At 72.3% G+C, this 20,393-nt stretch carries 20 protein-coding genes and 1 riboswitch; of the genes, 17 read left to right on the forward strand and 3 right to left on the reverse strand.

Annotated features, from left to right (window positions below; translation table 11 throughout):
• Nucleotides 1-26: 26 nt before the first annotated feature.
• The gene (locus HUT06_RS33625) at nucleotides 27-1,130 is read right to left on the reverse strand and encodes a hypothetical protein (protein WP_176199386.1); all 1,104 of its coding nucleotides are present in this window, start codon (nucleotides 1,128-1,130) and stop codon (nucleotides 27-29) included.
• Nucleotides 1,131-1,234: 104 nt separating this feature from the next.
• Here HUT06_RS33625 and HUT06_RS33630 point away from each other — a divergent pair, with 104 nt between their 5' ends.
• The 14 genes from HUT06_RS33630 to HUT06_RS33695 all read left to right on the forward strand — a co-directional run bounded on the left by HUT06_RS33630 (nucleotide 1,235) and on the right by HUT06_RS33695 (nucleotide 13,327).
• Nucleotides 1,235-2,623, forward strand: coding sequence for a type I restriction-modification system subunit M (locus tag HUT06_RS33630; RefSeq protein ID WP_254715518.1), 1,389 nt, complete (start codon nucleotides 1,235-1,237; stop codon nucleotides 2,621-2,623).
• Nucleotides 2,616-3,647 (forward strand): restriction endonuclease subunit S, encoded by a 1,032-nt coding sequence (locus tag HUT06_RS33635; RefSeq protein ID WP_176199388.1) that lies wholly within the window; start codon nucleotides 2,616-2,618, stop codon nucleotides 3,645-3,647. The genes HUT06_RS33630 and HUT06_RS33635 overlap by 8 nt, the downstream gene beginning before the upstream one ends.
• A 153-nt stretch (nucleotides 3,648-3,800) precedes the next feature.
• The gene (locus HUT06_RS33640; protein WP_217711567.1) at nucleotides 3,801-4,154 is read left to right on the forward strand and encodes a hypothetical protein; all 354 of its coding nucleotides are present in this window, start codon (nucleotides 3,801-3,803) and stop codon (nucleotides 4,152-4,154) included.
• A 115-nt stretch (nucleotides 4,155-4,269) separates the two neighbouring features.
• A complete protein-coding gene (locus HUT06_RS33645) occupies nucleotides 4,270-6,459 on the forward strand; it encodes a hypothetical protein (RefSeq protein ID WP_176199389.1) in 2,190 nt (729 codons plus the stop codon).
• A gap of 178 nt (nucleotides 6,460-6,637) precedes the next feature.
• Nucleotides 6,638-7,048 (forward strand): YbaB/EbfC family nucleoid-associated protein, encoded by a 411-nt coding sequence (locus tag HUT06_RS33650; protein WP_176199390.1) that lies wholly within the window; start codon nucleotides 6,638-6,640, stop codon nucleotides 7,046-7,048.
• A gap of 139 nt (nucleotides 7,049-7,187) precedes the next feature.
• Nucleotides 7,188-7,481, forward strand: coding sequence for a hypothetical protein (locus HUT06_RS33655; protein ID WP_176199391.1), 294 nt, complete (start codon nucleotides 7,188-7,190; stop codon nucleotides 7,479-7,481).
• A complete protein-coding gene (locus HUT06_RS33660) occupies nucleotides 7,478-7,903 on the forward strand; it encodes a hypothetical protein (RefSeq protein WP_176199392.1) in 426 nt (141 codons plus the stop codon). Before HUT06_RS33655 ends, HUT06_RS33660 begins: the two co-directional genes overlap by 4 nt.
• Complete coding sequence (locus HUT06_RS33665; RefSeq protein WP_176199393.1) at nucleotides 7,900-8,346, forward strand: hypothetical protein; 447 nt, start codon at nucleotides 7,900-7,902, stop codon at nucleotides 8,344-8,346. Before HUT06_RS33660 ends, HUT06_RS33665 begins: the two co-directional genes overlap by 4 nt.
• Nucleotides 8,347-8,540: 194 nt before the next feature.
• Entirely contained in the window at nucleotides 8,541-9,053 is a 513-nt protein-coding gene (locus tag HUT06_RS33670; RefSeq protein WP_176199394.1) for an ATP-binding protein, read from the forward strand.
• Between the two features lie 154 nt (nucleotides 9,054-9,207).
• On the forward strand, nucleotides 9,208-10,245 hold the full coding sequence (locus HUT06_RS33675) for a hypothetical protein (RefSeq protein WP_176199395.1): 1,038 nt from the start codon (nucleotides 9,208-9,210) through the stop codon (nucleotides 10,243-10,245).
• Nucleotides 10,246-10,286: 41 nt separating this feature from the next.
• Complete coding sequence (locus tag HUT06_RS33680; protein ID WP_176199396.1) at nucleotides 10,287-11,042, forward strand: bifunctional 2-polyprenyl-6-hydroxyphenol methylase/3-demethylubiquinol 3-O-methyltransferase UbiG; 756 nt, start codon at nucleotides 10,287-10,289, stop codon at nucleotides 11,040-11,042.
• A gap of 10 nt (nucleotides 11,043-11,052) precedes the next feature.
• Entirely contained in the window at nucleotides 11,053-11,637 is a 585-nt protein-coding gene (locus HUT06_RS33685; RefSeq protein ID WP_176199397.1) for a class I SAM-dependent methyltransferase, read from the forward strand.
• A gap of 95 nt (nucleotides 11,638-11,732) precedes the next feature.
• Nucleotides 11,733-12,311 (forward strand): RNA polymerase sigma factor, encoded by a 579-nt coding sequence (locus HUT06_RS33690; RefSeq protein WP_176199398.1) that lies wholly within the window; start codon nucleotides 11,733-11,735, stop codon nucleotides 12,309-12,311.
• Nucleotides 12,311-13,327 carry a hypothetical protein gene (locus HUT06_RS33695; protein WP_176199399.1) on the forward strand — a complete coding sequence of 339 codons (1,017 nt, stop codon included), beginning with the start codon at nucleotides 12,311-12,313 and terminating at the stop codon, nucleotides 13,325-13,327. The genes HUT06_RS33690 and HUT06_RS33695 overlap by 1 nt, the downstream gene beginning before the upstream one ends.
• A 53-nt stretch (nucleotides 13,328-13,380) precedes the next feature.
• On the opposite strand, the gene HUT06_RS33700 is transcribed toward HUT06_RS33695, so the two are convergent.
• Nucleotides 13,381-14,199: an exodeoxyribonuclease III gene (locus HUT06_RS33700; protein ID WP_176199400.1), complete on the reverse strand. Its 819-nt coding sequence runs from the start codon at nucleotides 14,197-14,199 to the stop codon at nucleotides 13,381-13,383.
• Nucleotides 14,200-14,413: 214 nt separating this feature from the next.
• On the opposite strand from HUT06_RS33700, the gene HUT06_RS33705 reads away from it, so the two are divergent.
• Nucleotides 14,414-15,565: an FKBP-type peptidyl-prolyl cis-trans isomerase gene (locus HUT06_RS33705; protein WP_176199401.1), complete on the forward strand. Its 1,152-nt coding sequence runs from the start codon at nucleotides 14,414-14,416 to the stop codon at nucleotides 15,563-15,565.
• Nucleotides 15,566-15,811: 246 nt separating this feature from the next.
• Nucleotides 15,812-18,484, forward strand: coding sequence for a transglycosylase domain-containing protein (locus HUT06_RS33710; protein ID WP_254715519.1), 2,673 nt, complete (start codon nucleotides 15,812-15,814; stop codon nucleotides 18,482-18,484).
• A 41-nt stretch (nucleotides 18,485-18,525) separates the two neighbouring features.
• Here the strand turns inward: HUT06_RS33710 and HUT06_RS33715 are convergent, their stop codons facing one another.
• Nucleotides 18,526-18,897 (reverse strand): hypothetical protein, encoded by a 372-nt coding sequence (locus tag HUT06_RS33715; RefSeq protein WP_176199402.1) that lies wholly within the window; start codon nucleotides 18,895-18,897, stop codon nucleotides 18,526-18,528.
• 52 nt (nucleotides 18,898-18,949) lie between these two features.
• A riboswitch (SAM riboswitch) is annotated at nucleotides 18,950-19,066 on the forward strand.
• 42 nt (nucleotides 19,067-19,108) lie between these two features.
• Here HUT06_RS33715 and HUT06_RS33720 point away from each other — a divergent pair.
• The gene (locus HUT06_RS33720) at nucleotides 19,109-20,368 is read left to right on the forward strand and encodes an aminotransferase class V-fold PLP-dependent enzyme (RefSeq protein WP_176199403.1); all 1,260 of its coding nucleotides are present in this window, start codon (nucleotides 19,109-19,111) and stop codon (nucleotides 20,366-20,368) included.
• The last annotated feature ends 25 nt before the right edge of the window (nucleotides 20,369-20,393 follow it).

Raw genomic sequence — 20,393 nt, forward strand, 5'->3', positions numbered from 1 at the left:
TCCACCGGGGGCGTCCACCGGGCGCGTCAGCTCAGCGCGTCGAACGCCGCGCGGACATGGGCGCGCTCCTCGGCGGTGACGTCCGCCGGACGGTGCGCGCAGGCGTTGTCGATCGCCGTCCGCAGCCGCGCCTCGGCGGCCTCGGCGGCGGGGGTGAGCGCACCGACGACGGAGAGGGTGACGGCGGCGCCGCGCGTTCCGGCGTCGAGCTTCTGGTGGCGCTCGAACTCCTCGGCGAGTTTGCGGAGCCCGGCCGCCTGGTCGGCCTGGTCGGGCACGGGAAGGGCGATCGCTCCGCCGGCCAGTGCCAGGTGCTCGCGGTAGCGGTCCTGCCAGGACGTCCACTGCCAGCCCGGCCAGTGCGCGCCGGCCTCGTCCAGGATGCGGTCGAGCGTGCGGAGCGTCCAGGCGCCCGCGCACTTGGCGTCGGCGTCGAGGTGGACGCCCTCGTCCGGGAAGGCCGGCCAGGAGACGACCGGTGACCAGCCCCGGTAGGCCTCCAGCGAGGCGGCGCCGTTCTCGATCACCATGGACGCGGTGGCGCGGGCCATGTAGGCGCGCGTCAGGCCGCCCTGGACGACGGTGACCAGGGTGGCCGGGGACGCCTCCTCGGCCGGCCGCACCGGCGGCACCGGGATCGGCAGCTCCCTCGGCAGCTCACTGCCGGGCGGGTAGACGTCCGGGTTCAGCTCGAACTGCGGCAGCGCGGCCATGAACTCCTCGGGCGTGCGGATGTCGTCCGCCACGGGGATGCCGCTCCAGCGGCGCACGCCGCGCTCGTCCTGCCCGACCGCGCCGACGATCTCGCGGAGCCCGTCGTAGGCCCAGTCGAGCCGCCAGCCCGCCGGCCACGTCCGCCGCAGGACGGCGAGCGCCGCCGCCCGGTGGCCGGGGCCGTCGAGGCAGTCGGAGAACCAGAGCAGCCGCCGCTCGCCGAGGTCGATGAGGGCCGCCCCGCTGCACTCGCATTCGTTCAGCCACGCGTCCACCCGCCGCTGCCCGCGCGCGAACCGCTCCGCGAACTCCGGCCCGGGGAGCATGTCCAGCTCCATGGAGTACCCGCCCCACTGGGAGTAGTACAGCTCCCAGGAGCCGCCGTCCTTGATCACATAGTGCGCCCGCTCTCCCATGAACGCCGATGGTAATCGAATCATTACACACCGTTGGGACGTTTCCGGGAATCGGCCCGGTTCGGCCGCCGGGCGGCACGGCGGCGGACGCTAGAGTCACGCGGGTGGACGACGTCCTCTGGAAGGCCCTCTGGAAGGCGGCCGGCACGCTGCGGGGCTCGGTCGACGCGGCGCAGTACAAGGACTTCGTTCTCGGGCTGGTGTTCCTCAAGTACGTGTCCGACGCGTCCGGCGACGGGTCGTTCACCGTGCCCGACGGGGCGCACTGGGCCGACCTCACCGGCGAGCCCGCAGAGCCCGGCGCGCTCGGCGCGCGGATCGACGCGGCCATGGACGCGGTCATGCGGGCCAACCCGCCCCTCGACGGCGCGCTCCCGAAGATCTTCACCGGCGTCGACCAGCGGCGGCTCGGCGAACTCGTCGCGGTGATCGGGGACGTCCGGTTCGACGGGCGGGCCGCGCGGGACGTGCTGGGCGAGGTCTACGAGTACTTCCTGGAGAAGTTCGCCCGCGCGGAGGGAAAGCGCGGCGGCGAGTTCTACACGCCGCCCTGCGTGGTGCGGCTGCTGGTCGAGGTCCTGGAGCCGTTCAAGGGGCGGGTGTACGACCCGTGCTGCGGCTCGGGCGGCATGTTCGTCCAGGCGGAGAAGTTCGTCCTCAGCCACCGGGGGCGGCCGGCCGACATCGCCGTCCACGGGCAGGAGGCCAACGAGCGGACGTGGCGGCTGGCCAAGATGAACCTCGCCGTGCACGGGATCTCCGGCGACATCCGCCGCGCCGACACCTTCCACGCGGACGCGCACCCGGCCCTGCAAGCCGATCACGTGCTGGCGAACCCGCCGTTCAACATGTCGGACTGGTACCGCGACCCCGGCGACCCGCGCTGGCGGTACGGCGTCCCGCCCGCCGGGAACGCCAACTTCGCCTGGATCCAGCACATCGTCTCCAAGCTCGGGCCGGGCGGCCGCGCGGGCGTGGTGATGGCGAACGGCTCGATGTCGTCCCGGCAGTCGGGCGAGGGCGGTATCCGCTCGGCCCTGGTGGAGGCGGGCCTGGTCTCGTGCGTGGTCGCGCTGCCGGACCGGCTCTTCCGCAGCACCCCGATCCCCGCGTGCCTCTGGTTCCTCGACCGGACCCCGCAGGACCGGGTCCTGTTCGTCGACGCCCGGCACATGGGGACGATGGTCGACCGCACCGAGCGCGTCCTCACGGGGAACGACATCACCCGGATCGCCGACACGTACCGTTCCTGGCGCAGCGGCGGCCACTCTGACGTCCCGGGTTTCTGCCATTCGGCCGGTTTGGACGAGATCAGGTCCCATGACCACGTCCTCACGCCGGGACGGTATGTCGGTGCCGCTAAGGCGTCGTCCGGTGCGGAGCCGGCGGACGACAGGGTCGAGCGCCTCACCCGCGAACTGCTCGCGCATCTGGACGAGTCGGCGCGGCTCGACCAGGTCGTCCGGGCGGAGCTGGGGCGCCTGGATGGCTGACGTGGCGCTCGGCGAGATCGTCACTTTCGCGAACGGCAAGTCGCGTCCGGCCGAAGGCTCCGCCTACCGCACCTACGGGGCCAACGGCGTCATCGGCACGTCCGGTGAATGCAACGCCGCCCCGCACACGACCATCGTCGGACGCGTGGGCACCTACTGCGGCGCCGTCCATTACAGCCCGGAACCGTGCTGGGTCACCGACAACGCCATCATCGCGGCGCCGAAGGACGGGGTGAACCCCCGCTACGTCTACTACCTGCTGGAACGGCTCGCTCTCAACCGCTACCGCATCGGCTCGGGGCAGCCCCTCCTCACACACGGGATCCTGAAGCGCCTCACGACCGGACGCCTGACCAGGGCGCAGCAGGACGCGGCGGCGGCCGTCCTCGGCGCCCTGGACGACAAGATCGCGGTCAACGAGCGCATCGCGGCCTGCGCCGACGAACTCGTCCGCGCCCGCTACGCCTCGTCCCACGCCACGACCTCGATACGCATCGGCGAACTCGGAGAGCTCGTCCGGGCGAACGTCCCGCCCGCGCGGATCGGCGGCGCCGAGAACTACATCGCGCTGGAGCACATGCCGAAGCGCCGCATGTGGCTGTCGGCGTGGGCGGACGCGTCCGGCGTCACCAGCGCGAAGCTGCGCTTCGCCTCCGGCGACATCCTGTTCGGCAAGCTGCGGCCCTACTTCCACAAGGCCGGGCTCGCTTTCGTGGACGGCGTCGCCTCGACCGACATCCTCGTCGTCCGCCCGAAGGAGCCCGCGCACCGGGGCTGGCTGCTCGCGGCGCTGGCGAGCGACGAGGTGATCGCGCACGCGTCCGCCGTCGGCGACGGCACCCGGATGCCGCGCGCCCGCTGGCCCGACATCGCCGCGTTCGAGATCCCGTGGCCGGGCGACGCCCGCGTCCGGGAGTTCCAGGGCTTCGTGGCCCCGCTGGCCGCCCGCGTGGAGGCCGCCACGACCGAGACCAGGGCCCTCACCGCGCTCCGCGACGCGCTCCTCCCCCGGCTGATCCCGTGACGCCGGCGCCGGGCGGCGCCATCATCGACGGGTGGAGTATCTGCTGAGCAACCGGCAAGTCGAGGCCGGGGACCGGTTCGCCGCCATGTCCGAGCTGTTCGACGCGTGGACGTTCCGGCACCTGGACGACATCGGGGTGGGCGAGGGCTGGCGGTGCTGGGAGGTCGGCGCGGGCCGGACGAGCGCCTCGCGAACAGCGTCCGGCGCGGGTTCCGCAAGCTGCTCGCCGAGCGCGGCGCCGACCTCGCCTACGGCCGCACGCTCCCCCGGATCCTGCGGGACGCGGGCCTCGCCGACGTCCGCGCGGACGCGTACTTCCCGATCGCGTCGCCCGCCTGCGGGGTGCTGGAGACGGCGACCATCCTCCAGGTCGAGGACCGGCTCATCGCCGGCGGCCACGCCACGAGCGGGGAGCTGCGGCGGCTCCTCGCGGCGATCGCCGCGGACCGTCTCGGCCTCACCCTGGCGCCGCTGATCTCCGCTTGGGGACGGGTTCCCGGCGAATAATGCTTTGCCGCCGCAAATGCCTGATCTTTAGCGTGGACGTGAACAGCGTGTAGCTCAACAGCAGAGCACCGGGCTTCCTCCCGGAGGGCGCGGGGGCGGCACCCGCCACGCTGGCATGGACGAGGAGCTGCGGGCGAACCCCGGATACGCCGCCGGACAGCTGGCCAAGGCGCTCGCGACCGCGCGGTCGCACGAGGACGCCGAGACGCGGCGCCGGGCCGAGGCCCGGGTGGACCGCTGGTCGCGCGTGCTCTCCGGCATGCACGACGGGACGCTGCGGATCGGTTCGCGCACCCCCGTCGCCGGGCTGCCCGCCTGGGTGACGCCCGAGGTCGTCAAGGGCGGCTTCGCCACCGGCGCCCCGGCCGCGGGCGGCGATCTGACCGCCGACGAGCTGGCCGCGGCGCGGCGGGCCGGGATCCCCGCCGACCGCCGCGCGCTGTTCGCGCACCACCTGACCGACGCCGGGCTGGCCCGCCTCGAAGCGCTGCTCGACAGCGGGCGGTACGAGATCGCCCTGCCCGAGGAGGCGGCGCTGCTCACCGTCGCCTGGCTGCTGCGGGCCGGGGACCGGGCGGCGGCACTGGACGTCCTGGAGAGCATCGGGCCGTTCACCGACGCGCTGCGGTTCCTGCCGAGGCCCGCCGCGCGGCCGCCCGGCGACGCGACCCTGGTCAGCTGGGAAACGGCCGGCGACGTGCGGCGGCGCCTGGCGGCCCGGCGCCCGAACCCGGCGATCGCGGCGATGAACGAGGCGCTGACCGTCTGGAACCCGTTCGCGGACGAACTGCTGGCGCACTGGCTGGAGACCGTCCGGGACGGCCAGATCCTCGCCACGGAACCGGACGGCTGGCGGGACCGCGGCTCCGCCCTGCTCACCCGCTACACGGCCCTCGCCGCCGAGCACACGCTCTGCACGAAGCACCGCAAGCCCAAGACGAACGCGGCGATCCTGCGCATGTCCCTCGCGGAGGTGCTCGCCGGGCGGCGGCCTTCCCCGCTCCTCCGGCACGCCATCGACTCGATGGTGGCGAAGCGCGGCGCGCCCGGCGAGGCACGGCACGCCGCCCTGCGCGACCAGCAGGCCGCCCACGCGGCGCGGCCCACGCACCACGCGCTGGCGCAGGCCCTGATCGAGCGGCTGGACGCGGTGCCGCAGGACCGGGGCGTCCCGTCCACGGACCCGTTCACCGCGCCCGTCACGCTCGACGGGCGGGAGGTCGAGCTTCCCGACCGCCTCCGCACCATGGTCGACAGGGCGCTGGAGGCACCGGTCAGCACGCTCGCCGAGCGCGGGATCGTCCGGTCGGCGGAGGTGCTGGCGGACCTGGTGCCGCAGCTGGTGGCGTCCACGACGGCGCTCTCCTACCCGGACCCGGTGCTGCGCACGCTGATGACGGCCGTCCACCGGGCGTTCCGGAACCGGCGGTCGCTGCTCCTGCTGAACCTGGAGCACCAGGTGCGGATGGGCGAACTCCCCTGGGTCGAGGCCGTCCGGAAGTACCGGCGGACGGACGGTGCCGCGCAGGAGAACGCGCACACCGTGCTGACGCAGCTCGGCGGCCTGACGCTGCACGCCTTTCCGGGAACGGCCATCCCCAACCCGATGGTCGGCCAGCTCTCGGCACTCGCCCGGCAGGCCGGCGCCGACGCCCCGTTCGTCGAGGAACTCGCCGCCGACATCTTCATGGGCACGTTCACGCGCAAATTCCTGAAGGCCGCGAAACTGGCGGGCGAACTCCTTGAGGGCACGCTTTACGCGCGCTACTACGGCATCGATTACGCGGCCGTCGGTTCAATGCGCGATGGATTCGACAAGCTCTGCGTGAAGCGGGCGGGGACCCCTGGCAGCGGACCGGGGAGCTGGGTGGCCGCCAACGGAATGGTGATCGAGCAGGCGCAGATCCTCACCACGCACAACCTGGCCGTGCTCGTCCACCCGATCGGCGTCACCCCCCTGGACGGCTGGGACGACCTCGCCCGCCGCGCGTTCGTCGCCACGCACCGCCTGGTGCGGCGGCTCCAGGGCAACCCGCGCCCGCTGCGCACCGTCAAGGACGCCGCCTACGCCTGGCGCCAGACCGTCTTCTACCTGGCGCTCTGCAGCCTGAAGGAGCAGGTCTCCGCCATCGCCTGGATGCAGGACGAACTGGACCGGCAGCCGGCGCACACCGTCCGGCGGCTCGACCCCGTGCTGGCCGGGCTGCGGCACGTCCTGGCCGGCGGCACCCTGGACACCGGGTCGGCCGCGCACACCCGCCGCCTCCTCGGCTGGTCCACGACCGGCCACTGGATGGCCACCTGACCACCCGGGATCCGGACCACCTGTTACCTGAAATTCGGCGACCCGATATCAGGTTCCACCCACCCGAACGTCGTCCAAAAAGGCATGACCGTGCAGGTAGGCGGCATATCGCGCGACGATATTGACCAGACTTGACCAAAACCAATATTCTGCCGCAGACCCCGCAGCCATCCTTTGCATGAGGAAGGTCCTCATCGTCATGCCTGCCAACGACGACCCGGATGAGTTCCTGGCGAATCTGGACAAAGAGGCCAAGGGGAAGCTCAAGAAGTACCGGCAGCTGCGCACCGACCTGGCACAACTCGAGGCCACGGCCGTCTCCGACGACGAGACGGTGACCGTGACCGTCCTGCCCGGCGGCGCGGTCAAGGACATCAAGCTCTCCGCCCGCGCCATGCGCAAGCAGAGCCCGGAGCTCGAAGAGCTGCTGCTCACCACGATCCAGCAGGCGTCCGCGCAGGTCGCGCGGCAGCTGGCCGAGCGCGTCCAGGAATCGGTCGGCGACGCCTTCGACGTGGTGGGCATGGTCAACGCCCGCCTCCCGGAGATCTCCCTCGACGACGACCCCCCGCGCCGGGAGGGCCGATGACCGAGTTCGGCGTCGAGAAGAGCGCCCTCCGCACCGCCGCCAAGACCATCGGGCCGACGTCGACGACGGCCTGTGGGGCCTGCTCGGCAAGGCCGTCGGCCTGCCGGGCAGGTACCGGGAACTGGCCGAGTCGATCTCCATGTCGCTGGACGACATCGCCGAGTTCCTCACGAGGTCGGCGCCGGGCCAGAAGATGATCGGCAAGGGCGGCAAGGCGATCGACTACGTGCCCGGCGCTCCCTACCGCCTCACCGGATCCCGGCTCTCGGGCGCCGTGGAGGGCGCCGCGCGGGAGGGCGCGATCAAGGGCGGCGGCTGGGCCGCCGACCAGGGAATCGGCATCCTCAACGGCGGATCCGACGACGGCGGCTCCGGCGGAAAGAGCATTGAAGAACTGCTCAATCCAGGGACCCCCATCGACGGAGAGCCATGACCATCGACGCTGAACCGCTTCGCGAACAACGCGGCCGGAAGCCGGGCCCGGAAGGCGGCGGGCTCGTCTTGCGGCTCTCCGGCGGGCACGGCCCTGCCACGCTGAAATGCGCCATCGATGACGAACCTGTGCCCGGCGGCTGGGGCGACTGGTACTACCGGATGCCGCCGGGCAGGCACCGGCTCACCGTCGACGGCGCTCCCCCGCTGCGCCTGGACATCGACGTCCAGCCCGGAACCGTCACCGATATCGAGGTCCAGTACAACGAATCCGGGCCTGCTCCCTTCAGCGTGCGGCTGGCGCGCCAGCCGGCCCAGGCCCTGCGCGTCCACTTGCTCCCGGCCCTCTTCGTCTTGAGCATCGGCGTGGTGGACGCTGTGCTGATGGGCGGCCTGATCCTGCTCAGAAGGACGCTGGCATGAGCGCGGTGAGCGCCGAGCCTCCGGCAGGGCATGGCGCGCTCGAACTGCGGTCCACGAGATCCGTCCTGCTCGCCGCGTGGAGCAGGAACCCAGCGAGGACCATGCAGGCCAACGAGCCGCAGGGAGCCATCGACGGAACACCGGTCGCCTTCGGCTGGGGAAGGTGGCACTACCCCCTGCCTCCGGGCGAGTACGAGTTCACCGCCTGGACCCGTCACCAGAAGCCGGAGGACGCAGTGCGAACCACGGTGGAGATCCGCGAAGGGCAAGTGACCCGCCTCGACTACGTCACCTCCCTCACCTCGCTCCGGCCCTCGGCACTGGGACCGCCGCCGCAGCCGCTCCCCGGCCGCCGGGCGCCCCTCTACCGCTTCCTGATCATCGCAGCGCTGATCCTGCTTCCCGGGGCCATCGGCACCGTGATCGGAATCCTGACCGGCTGAGCGGGCCGGGGGCGGTTACGTTGTGTGAGGTTCGCTGGGTGCGGTAGGCGGGTTGCGTGCGTGCAAGGGTTCGTGACCGGAGTGTGCGGGGTGCGTCAGGGTGGGGTTGTTCCACTTCCACGTCCTACTTCGACTTGGTCTGAGAACTCATGTTCGCTTACAGCCCGACACGGAGACGTGAAGCCAACGCCGCCATGAACGCACCTGACGCGTGCTCGGGGGGACTGCTGCCGCCCCCCGCGCCATCGCTGGAACTCGGGGGCCCGTCCGCCTGGCACAACGGCAAGGCCTCGTCGGGGCGGCTCATCGGGGAGATCGACCTGGCGGCGACGCCGCCGGCCGTGCGGCTCGCCCGGTCCTACGTGCGGGAGCTCGTCGGACAGCACTTCGGCGCCGATCGGACGGAGCTCGGCGACCTCGAACTGCTGACCAGCGAGGCCGTGACCGGGTCGGTGCTGCACGGCCGGCCGCGGCGGAACGGGACGATCACGCTGTCGGTGCTGCACCTGGACCGGTACGTCCGGGTCGAGGTCACCGACGGCGGGCCGGCGCCCGGGAGCGCGGAGGACGCGCACCTGCCGATGCGGGGGCGCGGGCTCGCGGTGCTCAAGGCGCTCGCCGCCGACTTCGGCGCCCACCGGGACCGCGGCGGGACGTTCACGTTCTGGTTCGGGGTGGGCGTGCGGAACGAGTGGCGGCTGCCGTGACGGCACCGGCGCGGGCGGTCCAGGCGGGCGGGGGCCTCCTGGACGCCCCGGGGTGGCATTGACGGCCGTGCTGCTCGCCGCCGTTCGCCCGCCCTCGGTGGCCGGCGCTTCGCTAGGATCGAGGCGTCGACAATTGCCACCGCGAGGGCGAGCGATGACAGCGGACGGTGCGCCGAGGTCCCTCTCCGACATCACCAGGGACATGGGCCTCAACATGTCCGACGTGGCGGCCTTCTCCGGGCTCGACGAGAGCACGGTCTTCCGGCTGTGGGACAACACCGGATGGCTGGACCGGATCAGCGGGCGGTCCCTGCAGAGCCTGATGTCGTCCGTCCCGGGGATCGCCGAGTACTCGATGGCGCACGCCGTCCGCAAGAGGCGGGACGGGCTCGTCGGCGACCTGCACGACGAAGGGCTCGCGGTCGATCTGGGCGCCCTGGAGAGGTCACCCATCGCGCAGCAGCATCTGCTGAACGCGCTGGAGGCCGCGCTGCACATCGTGCGCGGGCAGGCGACGCAGAAGACGTCGTCCTTCATCGCCCGGTTCTGGGGCCAGGAGCAGGACCGCGCGCTCGAAGCCATCTACTCGACCGACCACGGGCTCCTGCAGGACCCGCAAAAGCTCTTCGACGCGTCCGTCGACCTGGCCCCCCGCCTGAACCGCAAGACCTACTCGTTCCATTCGATCCTGGCGCTGAACATCCTCACGCACCAGGTCAGCAAGGTGACGGAGCTGGAGGCCCACCTCGGCTTCGAGGTCCCCGGGCGCCAGGCCGCGTTCATGATGCGCGGCGTCGTGATGGGCTCCCTGATCGGCGCGAACGACTTCGAGCTCGCCGAGCGGTACCGCCGGGAGCTCGACGCGACGCCCGTGTACGCGGCGCTGGAGGAATGGGCGTTCCCGACCTACACCAGAGACGGCCGGATCAGCAGCGACTTCACCTTGCCGAGCTCCCTGTCGCTGCGCAATACGGCCACCGAGGTGCTGCGCGAGATAGCGGTGTACAACGACGCCTACCTGTACTACCTGGCGTCGACGTACATTCCGCTGGCGTTGAAGCGCGACCCCGCGTTCGGCGGCAGGCTCGCCGAGCTCGTCCAGGCACTCGAGCTGCGCGGGGCCGACTGCCGGGACAGAACGACCAGACAGACCTGCAACGCGCTGGTCCGGCGGCTCAAGGGTCTCGCCTGAGCCGGACGCCGGACACGGCCGCACGACGAAATGGGGAGCCGGTGGAGGACTCGGCGCAAGCCATCGCGAATCTGACGCGTGAAAGGTGGGAGGCCAACGCGCAGTACTGGGTCAAGGTCATCAGGGAGCGCCGCGACCGCTACCGGACCGAGCTGACCGACGCGGCCGTCCTCGACGCCGTCGGGCCCTGCGCCGGCCTGGAGATCCTGGACGCGGGGTGCGGCGAGGGCTACCTGTCCCGCGCGCTCGCCGAGATGGGCGCCGAGGTGACCGGCGTGGACGCGGCGCAGGGCCTCATCGACGCGGCGGCGTCCCTCCCGTCCCCCGGCGCGACCTTCACCCGCGCCAGCGTCGACGACCTCCCCATGGAGGACGGCCGGTACGACGTCGTCCTGTGCAACCACCTGTTCAGCCATGTGCACGACCCGGCGCGCGCGATCGGCGAGTTCGGGCGGGTGCTGAAGAGCGGCGGGCGGCTGGTCCTGCTGACGCTGCACCCCTGCTTCTACGTGGAGAACTCCGAGCAGGGCGCGATGAACAGCGTCCCGGCGGCGCAGTACTTCGCGTCCCGCGGCGTCGACCAGCGGTTCCTGGTGGACGGCCTGGAGTCCCCCTCGCTCATCACGAGCTGGCTCCGGCCGCTGGAGTACTACGCTGGAACGCTCCGAGACGCCGGATTCGTCATCGCGGACCTGCGCGAACCGCACCCCACGCCGGAGCAGCTGCGCGACGACCCGTGGTGGCGCAAGGGCTTCCCCACGGCGATGTTCATGCTCCTGATCGCGGAGCGCCGCTAGAGTCGCCCGCATGGACGACGTGCCCGCCGAACTCGCCGAGCATCCGGACCGGCTCCGGTGGAACGGCAAGTACGGCGGCGCCCCGGCGCTGTCGTCCGCCCATCCGCTGGCGGAGCGGGCGCTGGCGCTGCCGATGCCGGACGGCGCGGTGCTCGACCTGGCGTCGGGGCCGTCCGGCAGCGCGCTGCTGGCCGCCGGGGCCGGACGCCGCGTCACGGCCGTCGACATCTCGGAGGTCGCGCTCGGCCGGCTCGGCGCGGAGGCCCGGCGGCGCGGCGTCGCACCGCTGATCACCCTCGTCCAGGCCGACCTCGGGACGTGGCGGCCGCCGCACGCCTACGCGCTCGTCCTGTGCACGGGGTTCTGGGACCGCGCCGTCTTCGGGCGCGCGGCCGGGGCCGTCCTGCCCGGCGGCCTGCTCGGCTGGGAGGCGTTCACCGAGGACGCCCGCCTCGACCGGCCGGGCATGCCCGCCGAATGGTGCCTCGCGCCCGGCGAGCCCGCCTCGCTGCTGCCGGCCGGCTGCACCGTCCTCGACCAGGCCGACGTCGCGGCCGCCCGCAAGCGCCGCCTCCTCGCCCGCTTCCCCGGCTGACACCTCCCGGCGCGGGCCTGCTGACCTGCGTCGAACGCTTTGCCCCGCCCGTCGGCAATTCCCGGGTGTACGGCGAGCCATGGACGAGGAGGGTCATGACATCTGATCCGGATGACGCGGAGTTGATCGCCCGGTCGCTCGACGGCGACCAGGACGCCTTCGTCGAGGTGGTCCGGCGCCACGAGGGCGCGGTGGGCGCCTACCTCGCGCGGCGGGCCGGCCGGGAGACCGCCGAGGACCTGCTCGGCGAGGTGTGGGTCGCGGCGTTCACGTCCCGCGCGGCCTACGACCGCGCGTTCACCGACGCCCGGCCGTGGCTGGTCGGCGTCGCGCACAACATGCTCCGGCGGCACTGGCGGTCCCGCCGGGTCGAGGAGCCGCTGGCGGACGAGGCCGGCGCGGCGCCGGGCTGGGACCCGTGGGCCGCTGTGGACGACCGCGTCGACGTCAGGTCGGCGCTGCGCGGCGCCCTCGCGGGGCTGCGGCCGCAGCAGCGGGAGATCGTGACCCTGGTCGCCTGGGAGGACCTGACCGTCGCGGACGCGGGCCGGGCGATCGGCGTCCCGCCCGGGACCGCGCGCCGCTACCTGCACGAGGCGCGCATGGCGCTGCGGAACGCCCCGGAGATCGCCGCGCTGCTGACCGAGCACAACTCGATGAAGGGGGCCAGCTGATGATGGTCGACGAAATGGACCTGCTGAGGGACGTGCGGGACGCCGAGTCGGTGCGGCCCCGCGCCTTCGAGGACGCCAGGACCGCGCTGCGCGCGGCGATGGCCGCGGCGGAGGCACCGGAGAGCGCACCCGTCCGGCGCGCCCGGTGGAGCAGGCGCCGCACGGTGGGCCTCAGCGCCGCCGCGCTGGTCGCCGCGAGCGCGGCGGCGGCGCTGGTCGTCACGTCGGCGTCGACGCCCGGCGCGCCTCCCGCGACGACCACGTCCGGCGGCGCGAACCCGATCCTGACCGAGCTGGTCTCGGAGATCACGCCCCTGCGGGCGGCCGAGCCGGGCGACGCGACGCTGGCCGTCCGCAACCAGTCGCCGACCAGCGACGCCATCGCCGGCAACGGCATCGACCTCTACACCGACGACGGCACCTATTACTGGGCCAACGACAAGAGCGCCCTGCGCCGCGCCATCAAGAGGAACGCCGGCGACGAGTCGTTCAAGCGCCGCATCGCGGTGGCGCTCTTCGCGGTGAAGGGCGACCTCGGCACCGCGCGCGCCCGGATGGCCGTCGCCAACCTCGCCCCGGGCACGAACCCCGACCCCGAACGGGCGCTGCGGGAGAAGCTCAAGAGCATCGCCAAGGAGCGGGGCGAGAAGTACGTGCCGCCGAAGCCGCGCACGCCCGAGGAGAAAAAGCAGATCACCGACAACCACATCTGGTCGAACTCCATCGACGCGCTGGTCGCGGCGCCGAAGAACCCGCAGGTCCGGGCCGGGGTGCTGCGCATCATGGCGACGATGCCGAACGTCAAGGTCAGCAAGACCACGACCGCCGGACGGGCCACGATCACGCTGACCGACAGCTGGCCGGCCAACGGGAACTTCGCGGAGACGCTGGTCGTGGACGCCCGCACGGGCCAGCCCGTGGCGCTGACCGCCGTGGCGCCGGACACACCGTCCAGGACGATCTACTACCACACGTCCCGGGTGACGTTCGCGGACGTGAAGGCCGGCAAGTTCTGACCCGCTGACCGGCGAGAGGGGCGGGCCGCCCGGTGAACCGGGCGGCCCGTACGTCAGTCCAGGTCGACGACGATCGGGGCGTGGTCGGACGGCCCCTTCCCCTTGCGCGCCTCCCGGTCGACATAGGCGGACCTGACCCGCTCGGCGAAAGCGTCGTTCCCGTACACGAGGTCGATGCGCATACCGAGGTTCTTGTGGAAGGCGCCGGCCCGGTAGTCCCAGTAGGTATAGGGGTGCGGGCCCTTCATCGGGGTGGGGACGACGTCGTGGAGGCCCAGCTCGCGGAGTTCGGCCAGGGCCTGCCGTTCGGCGGGGGTGACATGGGTGGAGCCGACGAAGACGGACGGGTCCCAGACGTCGTCGTCGGTGGGGGCCACGTTGTAGTCGCCGGTCGCCATCAGCGGCGCCCCCGCCGACAGTTCGGCGGCCAGCGCGTCGCGGAGGGCCGCGAACCATTCGAGCTTGTAGCGGTAGTGGACCGACTCGGGGGTGCGGCCGTTCGGCGCGTACAGCGACCAGACCCTTATACCGCCGCACGTGGCGCCGATCGCGCGGGCCTCCGGGGCGAGGAGGACGGGCTCCGTCAGCTTCGCCTGCGCCTCGGCTTCACCCTCATATACGGGCTCGCCGGGAAATCCGTTGGAGACGTCCTCAATGCCGACCCGTGAAAGGACCGCGACGCCGTTCCACCGGCCGTCGCCGTGCGCGGCGGTGGCATAGCCGAGCTCCGCGACGTCGCCGGACGGGAACTGGTCCGCGCGGCACTTGATCTCCTGCAGGCAGACGACGTCGGGCTTCGTCTCGTCCAGCCAGGCCAGAAGGCGCGGCAGCCGGGCCTTCACCGAGTTGACGTTCCACGTCGCGAGGCGCATTCCCCCAGCCTGCCATCCGGAGCGCGTGAGTCATCGCCCCGGCGGGGATATCCTGGCGGCTTCTCCTGTCCCCTGCCGGACGGCACCGCGATCCACGCGTGACCGGTAGATTGCGGGTCGGCCTCCTTTGCACGGTTTTCACGCTGCGCTTAGCCCGGCCCTGGAAGGGTGGTCACGTTCGTGATGTCGTCGAACCCGGAGCAAGTGAGGAACCATGTCCGAGGATGACAAGCCCCGGGGCAAGCCGGCGGTCAAGGCGAAGGCGAAGATCCCGAACGCCCAGAGCATCCGCAGTCCCGAGTTCACCCCGCACGGCATCAGCGCCGGGCGGGGCAGCGGGCTGAACCGGCCGTCCGCCCCGTCCGCGCTGACCGCCAAGCAGGCGCGCAAGCGGCGGATGATGATGATCGCCGGGATCGTGGTGGCCGCACTGGCGATCTCCGGCGGCGTGTACTGGTGGGTCAACCGGCCCGACCCGGTGATCGAGGTGACCGGCAAGTTCGCCGCCGAGCCCAAGGTCGAGATCCCCACCAAGCTCGCGCCGGCGACCAGCGTGAAGATCACCAACCCGATCAAGGGCGGCGGCCGCGCGGTCGCCGCCGGCGACACGGTGTACGTCCAGTTCGCGACCTACAAGTGGGCCAAGGACAAGGACGACGAGAACTCGCGCGTCAAGAGCACCAGCGAGAAGGTCAGCTCCACCTACGAGCAGCAGGCCCAGCAGCCGAGCGGCCCGCGGCCCCTCGTCATCGGCAAGAGCGGCCTGAAGGAGATCGACAAGAACCTGGTCGGCCAGAAGGTCGGCAGCCGGGTCGTGCTCCAGCTCCCGCCGTCCAAGGACCTCAGCCAGCTGAGCCCGCAGCAGATCACCGACAAGGACGCGGTGGTGTTCGTCATGGACATCCAGGCCGCCGTCCCGAAGGACCCGAAGCCCGAGGGCACCGCGAAGAAGCTGGACGACAAGAAGCTGCCGAAGGTCGAGGACCAGGGCGCCAAGGAGCCCAAGATCACGGTCCCGGACGCCGACGCGCCGGACAAGCTCCAGGTCGAGACGCTCGTCGAGGGCACCGGCCCGGCGCTCGCCAAGGGCGACGACGCGGTGGTGAACTACGTCGGCAAGATCTGGAAGAGCGGCGACAAGTTCGACTCCAGCTGGGACAACAAGCAGCCCGCGACCTTCCCGATCGGCACCGGGGCGACCATCCCCGGCTTCGACAAGGGTCTCACCGGCGCGAAGGTCGGCAGCCGCGTGCTGCTCGTGCTGCCGCCGGCGGAGGGCTACGGCAAGCAGGGCAGCCCGCCCAAGATCAAGGGCACCGACACCCTGGTGTTCGTCGTGGACATCCTCGCCAAGATCCAGAAGTAGCGCCCGGCGGCGTGACGGCGGCGGGGTGCCCGGACCGGGCCCCCGCCGCTCCGCGTTGCGGGACGTCGCCGAACCTTGCGGGACATCGCGGGACGTCGCGGGAAAGCGCGCATCGCGACGTCCGTCACGACAACCGGCGGCGCGTATTGCCCGTCCTCCTATTGGGAGGCCCCGGGTCGCGCATTGGGCGTCCGGCGCACGGATCCCCTCAGGTATCGTCGGTAACGCAATAATCACGGGGGGCTTGTGAGCGACAGCGAAAAGGTCCCGGAGGGCGACGCGTCCACCGGGGCCGCCGAGGTGGACCCGCACGGCACCGAGGCCGGGGCACCGGCCGACCAGGACGGTCCGTCGACCGCCACGCTGACCGCGGAGGCCGAGGAATCCGCCGGGGCCGCCGAATTCACCGGCGAGGACGGCATATCTCAGAACGGCGACAAGGCCCCTAAATCGGGCGACTCCGGCGACGAGACGGGCGAATCACCGGCCGCGGAGCGCGACCCCGAACGCGGCCCCGAAGCCGCTCCGGAAGCCGCTCCGGAAGAGGGCGGCGAAACGGCGCGCGACGAACCAGGTGATCTAGCCGACGAACCGGACGATCTCGCGGCCGATTCGGCGTCCGCCGGTGTCGAAGCGCCGGCCGGCGGTGATACCAAGGGCATGCCCGCCGCCTCGTCCAAGCACGCAGGACCGCCGCCGCCCGGAAGCGACGGCGGCGGAGGCGGCGGCGACGGGAGCGGCGGGGGCCGCGGCGGCCGGGGCCCGCGCAAGCCGCGCAGCCGCAAGGCCCGCATCCTGCGCCGGACGGTGTTCCTGCTGCTCGGGTTCATCGGGTTCTGCGTCGCCGCGTTCGGTGTCGCCTACCTGCTCACCCCCGTCCCGTCCCCGCAGGAGAAGGCGATCGCGCAGGGCCCGACGTTCTACTACGCCGACGGCAAGACCGTGATCGCCAAGACCGGCATCAACCGGGACGCGGTCAAGCTCGACCGGATCCCGGAGAGCACCCGCAACGCGGTCATCGCGGCGGAGAACGGCAGCTTCTACGACGACCCGGGCGTCTCGGTGCAGGGCACCACGCGGGCGTTCTGGTCGACCGTGACCGGGCAGCAGTTGCAGGGCGGGTCCACGATCACGCAGCAGATGGTCCGCAACTACTACGGCGGCATCGGCAAGGAGCGCTCGGTCACCCGCAAGCTCAAGGAGATCATGGTCGCGCTGAAGGTCGACCGGGAGAAGTCCAAGGACTGGATCCTGGAGCAGTACCTCAACACGATCTACTTCGGCCGCAACGCCTACGGGGTGCAGGCCGCCGCGCACGCCTACTACGGCAAGGACGTCTCCCAGCTGACGCCCGGCGAGGGCGCCTACCTCGCCGCCGCGATCCAGCAGCCGAGCAACTTCGCCGACCCGACCGGCGCCCAGCGCACCGCCGCCGAGCAGCGGTGGCGCTCCGTCCTCGGCAACATGGCGCGGGACGGGTACCTGACGTCCGCCGACGCCGCCGCGATGGAGTTCCCGACGCCGGTCAAGCAGAAGATCACCGACGTCCTCAAGGGCCAGAAGGGCTACATGGTCAACGTGGCCAAGAAGGAGCTCACCGAGCGCCGCGGCTACAGCGAGGACGAGCTCAACCGCAGCGGGCTGAAGATCACCACGACGTTCGACAAGCGGCTGATGGACGCGATGAAGCGGGCCGTCAACCAGAACGCCCCCGACGGGATGAGCAAGAAGATCCGCACCGGGGCGGTGTCGGTCGACCCGGCCACCGGGCAGGTGCTCGCCTTCTACGGCGGCCGCGGCTACCTGGAGGAGGCGCTGAGCAGCGCGTTCGGCGACTGGGCGCAGGCCGGGTCCGGGTTCAAGCCGATCGCGCTGGCCGCCGCGCTGGAGGACGGCCGGTCGCTCAGCTCCACCTACGACGGCAGCTCACCGCAGACGTTCGCCGGGTCGTCCATCCATAACGACAGCAACCAGAGCTTCGGGACGGTGAACCTCGTCACCGCCACCCAGAACTCGATCAACACCGCCTACGTCAACCTCGGCCAGGACATCGGCACCGAGAAGATCGCCGAGATGGCCGAGAAGATGGGCATCCCGGCGAGCCAGATGACCAAGGCGCAGCGCAGCGCGCCCACGTTCCCGCTCGGCATCGTGTCGCTGCACCCCGTCCAGCAGGCGGGCGTGTTCTCGACGTTCGCGTCCGAGGGCGTGTACCGGGCGCCGTTCGTGGTGAAGTCGGTCACCGACAACGACGACCACAAGCGCACGTTCACCGAGAAGGGCAAGCGGGCGCTCGGCGAGCAGAACGCGCGGGACGCGACGTACGCGATGCAGAAGGTCGTCCAGGGCGGCACCGGGACGGGCGCCCAGCTGCCCGACGGCCGCGACGTCGCGGGCAAGACCGGCACGACCGACAAGGGCAAGGCGATCTGGTTCAACGGGTTCATCCCGCAGATGGCGACGTCGGTCGCGATGTTCCGCAGCGACGGCAAGCCGCTGAACATCCCCGGCTACGGCGCGTACGGCGGGCAGCTGCCCGCGCAGATCTGGCGCACCTACATGACCGACGCCGTCGACATCAAGGACTACGAGCCCAAGTCGTTCGGGTCGCCGTCGATGCGGCCCGGCACCGGCAACGGCCTGCCGACGCGGCCGAGCGGCCCCGGCGAACCGCAGCCGCCCCGCACCACCGGCCCGTCCGAGCCGGAGCCGCCCACGGAGGTGCCGGACATCCCGACCCCGCCGACCGGGCTGCCGACCATCATCCAGCCCCCGGACGGCGGGGGCGGCGGCAACGGCGGCGGTGACGGCGACACCGGCGGAGGCGGTGACGGCGGTGGCGACGGCGGCGGAGACAACGGAGGCGACGGCGGTACCGGCGACGGCGGGGGCGGCGGCGGGGGCCGCATCGGCGGCTGAGCCCGCCTCACCGACCCACCGGCCCCGCCGGCCCGCCGGGCTCAGTCGCAGGCTTTGCCGATCTTGGCGGGTGTCTCCTTCATCACGGTGTTGAGCTGGGAGACGTCGCCGGTGCCGACGGCGGGGGCGGCGGTGCTCAGCTTCTCCGACTCCGCCAGCAGCGCCTTCTTCAGCGCGGCGTCGTCGGCCTTCTTCCCGAGCCCCTCCAGCTGTCCGGCGAGCCGCTGGGTCGCCTGCTTCCACTGCGCGGGCTCGGCCGCCGGAACGCTCCGCACCTGGGTGATGTACTGCTGGAGCACCTTCTTCGTGTCGGCGCACACCTCGTCGGAGTTGCCGCCCAGCATCCCGCACCCGCTCAGGGTGCCGAGCACCACCACGCCTCCGGCCAGCGCCCGCGCCACCCCGTACCGCATCGCATCCCCTCCCGCTTGATCCCCGAACGGACCCGCATATAATTCCGCATTAGGTCATGAGCGCCAGCGTCAAGCCCCGGCTTGCTGGCCGGCAACCCTTCGTCCGCGATGGGGTGCCCCGGGTGAGGACCTGGCCGGACGCAACACCGCGTCCCGGCAAGCGCGGATCCCGACCTGTGGCCCGGGGTCCCAGACCCTGGAAGGTCCCGGCATGCCCACGCTGCTCGCCCGCTCCCCCATCACGCCCGCTGAGACGCGCACCGAGGGGGTCCGGGTTCGCCGGATCCCTAACGTGATCGGGGCGGACGTCCCGGTGCCGCTGCGCGACGGCCGCCGCGTCCCCTACGCCAACCTCGACTACGCCGCCAGCGCACCCTGTCTTGAGGCGGTGCAGGACGCGGTCACCCGCGCGCTGCCGTACTACAGCAGCGTGCACCGCGGCGCGGGCTACGCGTCCCAGGTCACGACCGGCGCGTATGAGGAGGCCCGCGAGACCGTCCGCTCGTTCCTCGGCGCCTGGCGCCGCTCCGCCGTCGTGTTCACCCGCAACACCACCGACTCCATGAACCTGCTCGCGCACGCCGTCCCCGCCGGGACGAGCGTCGTGGTCTTCGAGTCCGAGCACCACGCCTCCCTGCTGCCGTGGAAGCGCGCCGTGCGGCTTCCCGCGCCCGCGACCCCGGCCGAGGCCATCACCGCCGCCGACCGGGCGCTGCGGTCGTGCCCGGTCGGGCCGCGGCTGCTCGTCGTCACCGCCGCGTCCAACGTCACCGGCGAGCTGTGGCCGGTCGAGGAGCTGGCGCGGGTCGCGCACCGCAACGGCGCCCGCATCGCGGTGGACGCGGCGCAGCTCGTCCCGCACCGGCCGCTCGACATGACCGCGCTCGGCCTGGACTACGCCGCGTTCTCCGGCCACAAGCTGTACGCGCCGTTCGGCGCCGGCGTGCTCGCCGGGCGCGCCGACTGGCTGCGCGCCGCCGACCCCTACCTGAAGGGCGGCGGCGCGAGCGCGTCGGTCGGCGCGACGACGCGGTGGGCGGCGTCCGCCGAGCAGCGGCACGAGGCGGGGTCGCCGAACGTCCTCGGCGCGATCGCGCTGGCCGCCGCGTGCGAGACGCTCTCCGCGTCCTTCCCCGACCTCGCCGCGCGGGAGGAGGCGCTCGTCGGACGGCTCCGGGAAGGGCTCGCGGCGATCCCGTCCGTCCGGGAGCTGAGCCTGTGGGGCGGGCGGGCGCCGCGCGTCGGGATCGTGTCGTTCACCGTGGACCGGTGGAACGCGCGCGACGTGGCGCTTACGCTGTCGGAGGAGCACGGCATCGGCGTCCGGGACGGGAAGTTCTGCGCCCACCCCTTCGTCCGGCACCTCGCTGGCGGGGACGCCGCCGCCGTGCGCGCCAGCATCGGCATCGGGACGAGCGAGGAGCACATCGACCGGCTGCTCGCCGCCCTCGCCGGGCTGGCGACGCGCTGACCTGCGGGGACCCGCGGACGGCCGG

Origin of the sequence: Actinomadura sp. NAK00032 (assembly GCF_013364275.1) — a bacterium.
GTDB lineage: Bacteria > Actinomycetota > Actinomycetes > Streptosporangiales > Streptosporangiaceae > Spirillospora.

Coding starts and splice junctions, on each gene's coding strand:
- HUT06_RS33715 (WP_176199402.1), bottom strand. CDS start 18,897: ATGCGGTACGGGGTGGCGCGGGCGCTGGCCGGAGGCGTGGTGGTGCTC.
- HUT06_RS33665 (WP_176199393.1), top strand. CDS start 7,900: ATGAGCGCGGTGAGCGCCGAGCCTCCGGCAGGGCATGGCGCGCTCGAA.
- HUT06_RS33660 (WP_176199392.1), top strand. CDS start 7,478: ATGACCATCGACGCTGAACCGCTTCGCGAACAACGCGGCCGGAAGCCG.
- HUT06_RS33700 (WP_176199400.1), bottom strand. CDS start 14,199: ATGCGCCTCGCGACGTGGAACGTCAACTCGGTGAAGGCCCGGCTGCCG.
- HUT06_RS33635 (WP_176199388.1), top strand. CDS start 2,616: ATGGCTGACGTGGCGCTCGGCGAGATCGTCACTTTCGCGAACGGCAAG.
- HUT06_RS33685 (WP_176199397.1), top strand. CDS start 11,053: ATGGACGACGTGCCCGCCGAACTCGCCGAGCATCCGGACCGGCTCCGG.
- HUT06_RS33625 (WP_176199386.1), bottom strand. CDS start 1,130: ATGGGAGAGCGGGCGCACTATGTGATCAAGGACGGCGGCTCCTGGGAG.
- HUT06_RS33690 (WP_176199398.1), top strand. CDS start 11,733: ATGACATCTGATCCGGATGACGCGGAGTTGATCGCCCGGTCGCTCGAC.
- HUT06_RS33720 (WP_176199403.1), top strand. CDS start 19,109: ATGCCCACGCTGCTCGCCCGCTCCCCCATCACGCCCGCTGAGACGCGC.
- HUT06_RS33650 (WP_176199390.1), top strand. CDS start 6,638: ATGAGGAAGGTCCTCATCGTCATGCCTGCCAACGACGACCCGGATGAG.
- HUT06_RS33705 (WP_176199401.1), top strand. CDS start 14,414: ATGTCCGAGGATGACAAGCCCCGGGGCAAGCCGGCGGTCAAGGCGAAG.
- HUT06_RS33675 (WP_176199395.1), top strand. CDS start 9,208: ATGACAGCGGACGGTGCGCCGAGGTCCCTCTCCGACATCACCAGGGAC.
- HUT06_RS33655 (WP_176199391.1), top strand. CDS start 7,188: ATGTCGCTGGACGACATCGCCGAGTTCCTCACGAGGTCGGCGCCGGGC.
- HUT06_RS33645 (WP_176199389.1), top strand. CDS start 4,270: ATGGACGAGGAGCTGCGGGCGAACCCCGGATACGCCGCCGGACAGCTG.
- HUT06_RS33695 (WP_176199399.1), top strand. CDS start 12,311: ATGATGGTCGACGAAATGGACCTGCTGAGGGACGTGCGGGACGCCGAG.
- HUT06_RS33670 (WP_176199394.1), top strand. CDS start 8,541: ATGAACGCACCTGACGCGTGCTCGGGGGGACTGCTGCCGCCCCCCGCG.